This is a genomic window from Phenylobacterium sp. (genome assembly GCF_024508875.1).
Classification (GTDB): domain Bacteria; phylum Pseudomonadota; class Alphaproteobacteria; order Caulobacterales; family Caulobacteraceae; genus Phenylobacterium.
On sequence record NZ_JANINU010000116.1, the window covers coordinates 1 to 7,062 of the forward strand.

Below are 7,062 nucleotides of genomic sequence, written 5' to 3' on the forward strand. Positions count from 1 at the left end.
GGCTGCGCGGCTTGAAGTCCAGCGGCCCGAAGCGCAGCGAGATGCGGCCCCAGTGGTTCGTCCGCCCGCCCAGCATGCGCGGACGCCACCAGGTGAAGGGCTCGGAGCCCTCGGCCACGGTGTAGGGCTCGTTCGGCACTTCCCAGCCGCCGTCGACGGTGGCGTCGTAGAAGCCGAACGGCTTGTCCGGCGTGGACGACCCCCGCAGCGGCGCCTGGGCCGGGATGTTGAACATCGGCGTCTCGGTGGTGGGGTCGTAGTTCCGCCCCGCCTCCAGCATCAGCACCTTCAGGCCCGACTTGGTCAGGTGGTAGGCGCTCATCCCACCGCCGGCCCCGGAGCCGACGATGATCACGTCATAGGGTTCGGCCGCGGCCATTTCACACCGGCGCGCCGAAGCGCGCTCCCTCCCGATGTAATCGTTTACGGAGCGGCACCCTGGCGCCGACTCGCCAGCGCGCCAAGCGTGATTTCGAGGTGGCGGCCGTCGCGCTCCGATCGCGCCGGCGACCTGGCGTCGGGAGGCTCGGCGGGGCTGACAGGCCTTAGATCTTTTTGAGAGCTTCGCGTCGCGGCTCGGGAAGGAACCTCGAACCGCCTCATCGCGGCCGCTCCGTCGCAGAGTGGCCGTTTGACAACCTAGGCGGGAATATGTCCGTCAATTCTTTTTAGCGTGTGGGGATATTCGCGGAGGTGCGTCACCCCGCCGCATCTCAATTCTAATATTCAACTTGGGAATTTCAATTCTAATCTGGGAAATTCCTGAAGACGTTCGCAAGTGTGTCATTTAAATTACCTGCGATTTTCCCGCAGATATCCTTGTGAAGGGCGATTAACCGTCCAAAAAGACAATTTGATTAGTTTGCCGTCGTCGGGGTGGTATGGATTTCCAATATTTCCGCCCCGAAACGGGGGCGATCCTTGTCCGATACTTCAGATAACTGCGATAGCGGAAGCGCAATCGCCTTCACGGGCGCGGCGACGATTCCGCATGTAACGGACGCCTGGACGCAGCTCTCCGCGGCTGTCGCGGCCGGCGACGACGTCACCCTGGACTTGTCCGGCGTGACCAGCGCGGACCTTTCCTTCGTGCAGCTCATCGAATCCGCCCGCGCATCCTGTGCGCGGCACGGCGCGGCCGTTCGCCTCGCCGGTCCGGCGGAGGGCTCCCTGCGCGACGTGCTCGAACGGGGGGGCTTCCTCGACCCCGCCGATGGCGAGCGAGTGCAATTCTGGACCCACGCGGGAGTGGCTTAAATGACGGCGTCCATCCTCACGGTCGATGACTCGGCCAGCATCCGCCAAGCGATCAAGATCGCCCTCAGCACCGCCGGCTATCAGGTCTCGGAAGCGGTCAACGGCTCGGAAGGCCTGGAGAAGGCCGAGGCGGGCAACTTCGACCTGATCATCACCGACCTGAACATGCCGATCATGGACGGGCTGACGATGATCCAGCAGCTCCGGGCCCGCGGTAAGGTGGTCGGCACCCCCATCGTCTTCCTTTCCACCGAAAGCGACGGCGACGTGAAGGCCCAGGCCAAGGCGGCCGGCGCCACGGGCTGGATGACCAAGCCCTTCGATCCCGAGCAACTGGTCCGCATCGCCAACAAGGTCCTGACCAAGTGAGCCTGCAGGATCCCGCCGAGATATTCCGGCTGGAGGCCCGCGAGCTGCTCGAGGCCATCGAGCAGGGTCTACTCGACCTGGCCGACCGGCGCGACGACCGCGACCTCGTGGACGCCGTCTTCCGCAGCCTTCACACGCTGAAGGGTTCGGGCGCCATGTTCGGCATGGAGGCGCTGGCCGCCTTCACGCACCACTGCGAGACGGCGTTCGACCGCGTGCGCAAGGGCCTCGCCCCGGCCACCCCCGAACTGATCACCTGCGTGCTGAATGCGCGCGACCACATGCGGGCTCTGGTCGAGGGCTCGCCCGATCCGGCCGCCGGCGACGCCCTTCTCGCCGAACTGCACCGCGTGCTGGAAGCCGGCGACGTCGTCGCCGCCACGGCCGCGGCCCCGGCCGTCGCCACCACGTGGCGCGTGCGCTTCTCGCTGCCGCTGGACGCGATGGCCAACGGCACCAATCCGCTGGGCCTGCTGGCCGAGCTTCGGGATCTCGGCGACTGCCGGATCGTGGCCTCCACGGAGGCCGTCCCGCCCATCGAAGACCTGAACCCCACCGACTGCCACCTGGCCTGGGACGTGACGCTGTGCGGCCCGAAGGTGAGCCGGTCGGCCATCGAGGACGTCTTCCTCTTCGTCATGGACGACATGGTCCTGGCGATCGAGGAGGAGGGCGCCGACGAGGCGATCGCGGACGCGGCTCCCCCTGCCGCCGAACCCGCCGCCATCGTCGAGCCGACCGCCGCCGCGAGCGCCGCTCCCCCTCAGGGCGCTCCGGCGGCGGCGGATGCCCGCAAGGCGGACGAACCCCGGAAGAGCGACAGCACCCTGCGCGTGCCGGCCGAGCGGCTGGACGAGCTGATGGACCGCGTCGGCGAACTGGTCATCGCCCAGTCGCGCCTCAAGCAGATCGCCACCCACTCCACCGACATGGCCCTGCGTTCGGTGTCGGAAGAGGTGGAGCGCCTGGCCTCGGAGCTGCGCGACACCATGATGGTCGTCCGCATGGTGCCGATCTCGACCCTGTTCGGCCGCTTCCGCCGCCTGGTCCACGACCTGCAGCGCGACACGGGCAAGACCATCGAGCTCACCACCGAGGGCGAGACCACCGAACTCGACAAGACGATCATCGAGCGGCTCGCCGACCCGCTGATCCACGTCATCCGCAACGCCGCCGACCACGGCCTGGAGACGCCGGAGCAGCGCGCCGCCGCGGGCAAGCCCGCCGCCGGCAAGCTCACCCTGGCGGCCCGCCACTCGGGCGCCGAGGTGGTGATCACCGTCTCCGACGACGGCCGCGGCATCGACCGCGAGCGCGTCCGCGCCAAGGCCGAGCAGAACGGCCTGATCCAGCCGGGCGCGGTGCTCACCGACGCCGAACTGCTGCAGCTCATTTTCGCCCCCGGCTTCTCCACCGCCGCCCAGGTCACCAACCTGTCGGGCCGCGGCGTCGGCATGGACGTGGTCAAGCGCACCATCGAGAGCCTGCGCGGCGCCATCGACATCACCTCCGTCCCGGGGCAGGGCTCGCAGGTCTCGCTGCGCATCCCCCTGACCCTGGCCATCATCGACGGCCTGCTGGTCCGCGTCGGCAATGGCCGGTACGTCGTGCCGCTCGCCGCCGTCGAGGAGTGCGTCGAGCTCAGCCACGAGCAGGACGTCCGTTCCTCGGGCCGCAGCCTGATCTCGCTGCGCGAGGAGTTCGTGCCCTTCCTGCGCTTGCGCGAACTGTTCCGCACCAAGGTCGCGGCAGGGCAGCACCAGAAGGTGGTCGTGGTCTCGACCGGCGAGGCCCGCGTGGGCCTGGTCGTCGATCAGATCATCGGCGACCACCAGACCGTCATCAAATCCCTCTCGAAGCTGCACGCCGACGTCGAGACTTTCTCGGGCGCGACGATCCTCGGCGACGGCGGCGTGGCGCTGATCCTCGACGTGCCGCACCTCGTGGACGCCGGCCAGCGCCTCGAGAAGCAGTTCCGGGCTGCGAGTTGACCGCCATGACCGACATCCAGACAGCCGCCAACGACGACGGCCTGCAGGTGCTGACCTTCGACGTCCGGGGCGAGACCTTCGCCCTCGAGGCCGGCCTGGTCCGCGAAATCCTGGACCTTCAGTCCGAGACCGAGGTGCCCGGCGCCGCGCCTTTCGTGGACGCGGTGATGAACTTCCGCGGCAAGGTGATCCCGGTCGCCGACCTGCGCCTGGCCTTCGGCCTCGGCCGGGCCGACGACACCCAGGACAGCCGCATCGTGGTCATCGAGCTGGAGCTCGATGGCGACCCCACCCTCATCGGCCTGCGCGCCGACCGCGTGCACGAGGTGGCGAGCCTTCCGCTCGACGCCCTCGAGCCGCCGCCGCCGATCGGCATGCGCTGGCGCCAGGACTACGTCAGCAAGATCGCCCGCCGCGCGGGCGAACCCGTCGTGCTTCCCGATCTCCCCCGGATCTTCGCCGAGCGCGGCGCGCCCGTCGCCGCCGCCTCAGCCCTGCAACCTGTTTCCTGACCGAGACCGCCATGCGCTTCACCATCAAACTCAAGCTGATCGCCGCGTTCAGCGTCCTGCTGGCCCTGATGCTGGGGGTCGCCGGGTTCGGCGTCGTCCAGGTCAACAAGATGGGCGATCAGCACGACCGGATGATCGAGGGGCCGGTGGCCCGCCTCGATCGCGCCCGCGTGCTCAACACCTCGCTGCTGCAGATCCTGCGGGCGGAAAAGAACCTCGTCCTGACCGAAGACCTCGCTCAGAGCCGGGCCGAGATCGCGAAGATCGAAGCGCAGAAGAAAATCTTCGCCGACACGCTCGCCAAGGCGCTCGAGACCGCCACGCCGGAAGGCCGCCCGAAGTGGGAAGCGCTCGAGGACGAGTGGAACAAGTTCCTGCCGCTGGACGCCGAGATCCAGCGTCTCGGCGGCGAGAACAAGAACGCTGAGGCCATCGCCCTGATGCTCGGGCCCCAGCGGGTCGTGAACAACACGATCTTCAAGGCCTCCGACGGCCTGGTCGACCTCAACACCCGGCAGCTCAAGGCGGCGGGCGAAGAGTATGACGCCGCGGCGTCCGCCAGCCGGGCGCTGTTCATGGGCATCACGGCCGTGGCCCTGGTCCTGGCCGCTGCTTCCGCGATCTGGCTCTCGATCACCATCAGCCGGGGCCTCGCCCGGGCCGGAGCCGCGGTGCAGACGGTGGCGGAAGGCGACCTGACCAATACGGTCGAGATCACCACCCGCGACGAGATCGGCGACCTGCTGGCCCATGTGAACACGATGATCGAGCGCCTGCGCACCGTCGTCGGCGACGCCATCTCGGCCTCCGAGCAGGTGGCCGCGGGCAGCCAGGAGCTCTCGTCGGCCGCCGACCAGGTGAGCCAGGGCGCTACCGAACAGGCCGCCTCCGCCGAAGAGGCCTCGGCCTCGATGGAAGAGATGGCTTCCAACATCAAGCAGAACGCCGACAACGCCTCGCAGACCGAACAGATCGCCCGCCAATCGGCCAAGGACGCCGAGGCCTCGGGCGTCGCCGTCAGCCGTGCGGTGGAAGCGATGCAGACCATCGCCGAGAAGATCGGCATCGTGCAGGAGATCGCCCGTCAGACCGACCTGCTGGCCCTGAACGCGGCTGTCGAAGCGGCCCGGGCCGGCGAGCATGGCAAGGGCTTCGCCGTCGTCGCCTCGGAAGTGCGCAAGCTGGCCGAACGCAGTCAGACCGCCGCGGCCGAGATCAGCGCGGTGTCCGGCGAGACGGTGAAGGCCGCCCAGTCGGCCGGCGAGATGCTGACCAAGCTGGTGCCGGACATCCGCCGCACGTCGGAACTGGTCTCCGAGATCAGCGCCGCCTGCCGCGAGCAGGACATCGGCGCGGCCCAGATCAACGAGGCGATCCAGCAGCTCGACAAGGTCACCCAGATGAACTCCGCTGCGTCCGAGGAAATGTCTTCGACGTCGGAGGAACTTGCCGCCCAGGCCGAGGAACTGCAGGCGTCGATCGCCTACTTCCGGATCGAAGGCGGCAGCGCGCGCCGTCCTGCGCCCGTGGCGCGCCGGCCGGCCCCGGCCCCGGCCGCGCGTCCGGCCCCCGCGAAGGCGGCGGGCAGGACCGTCCACGCCCAGCAGGCGGCGGCCAAGGGCTTCGCGCTCGACCTCGCCCAGGGCGGGCCCGACGACCAGGACCAGGCCTTCCGCGAATACGCGTGAATCTCCGGCGAGCGCGGCGTCAGGCCGTCGCGCTCGCCGCCAACCTCCCCCGCGGGACATGAAGTCCCTGGAGTTCCTCGATGCGTTTCACCATCAAGCTCAAGCTGGCGCTGGCCTTCGCGGCCATCATCGTCCTGATGATCGGCGCCACGACGTTCGGCATCATGAAACTGGGCAAGCTCAACGCTGACCAGACCGCCATGATCCGAGGCCCGGCCGCGCGCCTCGAGAACGCCCAGTCGCTCAGCATCGCGCTGCTGCAGGTGGGACGCGCCCAGAAGAACATGGCCCTGGCCGGAAGCGACGCCAACGAGCGCGCCGGCCAGAACGCCAAGGCCGACGCCTACAAGAAGCGGTTCGAGGACGTCCTCGCCGCCTCGGAAGCCATCGCCTCGGCCGAGGGCAAGCCCAAGTGGACCGCCCTGCGCGGCGAATGGGAGAAGTTCGTGGCCATCGACGGCCAGATCCGCCAGCACATCATGGCCGGCCGGCTCGACGAGGCCACCCGCCTGATGCAGACGGACCTGCGCACGGTGAACGAGAACGTCACCCGCCAGGCGGACGAACTGGTCGACCTGTCCAAGTCGCAGCTCGCCGCCGCCGACGCCCAGGGCGACGCGGACTACGCCGTGGCGCGCAACGCCATGATCGGCATCCTGGCGGTCTGCTTCCTGATCGCCGTCGGCGCGGCCGGCTGGCTGTCGCTGACCATCAGCCGCGGCCTGAAGAAGATCTCCGACCTCACCGACGCGGTCGCCCTTGGCGACCTGAACCAGACCATCACGGTGACCACCAACGACGAGATCAAGGACCTCGTCGAGAACGTGAACCGTATGACCGAGAACCTGCGCGCCACCGCCGCCCTGGCGGACTCCGTGGCCGACGGGGATCTCACGGTCCAGCCCAAGCCGCTGTCCGACAAGGACACGCTGGGCCTTGCGCTCCAGCGGATGGTCGAGCGCCTGCGCGGCGTCGTGGCCGGCGCTCTCGAAGCGGCAGACCAGGTCTCGTCGGGCAGCCAGGAACTGTCGGCCGCCGCCGAGCAGGTGAGCCAGGGCGCCACCGAACAGGCCTCGTCGGTCGAGGAGGCTTCGGCCTCGATGGAAGAGATGGCGTCGAACATCAAGCAGAACGCCGACAACGCCTCGCAGACCGAACAGATCGCCCGCCAGTCGGCCAAGGACGCCGAAGCCTCGGGCGTCGCCGTCAGCCGTGCGGTGGAAGCGATGCAGACCATCGCCGAGA

Annotated in this window: 7 protein-coding genes; 6 read left to right on the top strand and 1 reads right to left on the bottom strand. The window is 68.7% G+C overall.

What is annotated here, in order from left to right; genetic code table 11:
• Window positions 1-379, bottom strand: a 379-nt coding sequence (locus Q0L11_RS10065; RefSeq protein ID WP_296597037.1) for an FAD-binding protein, incomplete at its 3' end; no start/stop codon positions are given.
• Window positions 380-921: 542 nt separating this feature from the next.
• Here Q0L11_RS10065 and Q0L11_RS10070 point away from each other — a divergent pair.
• The 6 genes from Q0L11_RS10070 to Q0L11_RS10095 all read left to right on the top strand — a co-directional run.
• Window positions 922-1,257 (top strand): STAS domain-containing protein, encoded by a 336-nt coding sequence (locus tag Q0L11_RS10070; protein ID WP_296597039.1) that lies wholly within the window; start codon window positions 922-924, stop codon window positions 1,255-1,257.
• Complete coding sequence (locus tag Q0L11_RS10075; RefSeq protein ID WP_296597040.1) at window positions 1,258-1,626, top strand: response regulator; 369 nt, start codon at window positions 1,258-1,260, stop codon at window positions 1,624-1,626. It begins immediately after the preceding gene.
• Window positions 1,623-3,617: a chemotaxis protein CheA gene (locus Q0L11_RS10080; protein ID WP_296597042.1), complete on the top strand. Its 1,995-nt coding sequence runs from the start codon at window positions 1,623-1,625 to the stop codon at window positions 3,615-3,617. Before Q0L11_RS10075 ends, Q0L11_RS10080 begins: the two co-directional genes overlap by 4 nt.
• 5 nt (window positions 3,618-3,622) lie before the next feature.
• Window positions 3,623-4,129 carry a chemotaxis protein CheW gene (locus Q0L11_RS10085; protein ID WP_296597043.1) on the top strand — a complete coding sequence of 169 codons (507 nt, stop codon included), beginning with the start codon at window positions 3,623-3,625 and terminating at the stop codon, window positions 4,127-4,129.
• A gap of 11 nt (window positions 4,130-4,140) precedes the next feature.
• Complete coding sequence (locus Q0L11_RS10090; protein ID WP_296597045.1) at window positions 4,141-5,817, top strand: methyl-accepting chemotaxis protein; 1,677 nt, start codon at window positions 4,141-4,143, stop codon at window positions 5,815-5,817.
• A gap of 80 nt (window positions 5,818-5,897) precedes the next feature.
• The coding region (locus Q0L11_RS10095; protein ID WP_296597046.1) for a methyl-accepting chemotaxis protein at window positions 5,898-7,062 on the top strand (1,165 nt) is incomplete at its 3' end.

Bases quoted from the DNA above. Each gene is read 5' to 3' on its own strand.
- Q0L11_RS10075 (WP_296597040.1), top strand. From the start codon at position 1,258: ATGACGGCGTCCATCCTCACGGTCGATGACTCGGCCAGCATCCGCCAA.
- Q0L11_RS10085 (WP_296597043.1), top strand. From the start codon at position 3,623: ATGACCGACATCCAGACAGCCGCCAACGACGACGGCCTGCAGGTGCTG.
- Q0L11_RS10090 (WP_296597045.1), top strand. From the start codon at position 4,141: ATGCGCTTCACCATCAAACTCAAGCTGATCGCCGCGTTCAGCGTCCTG.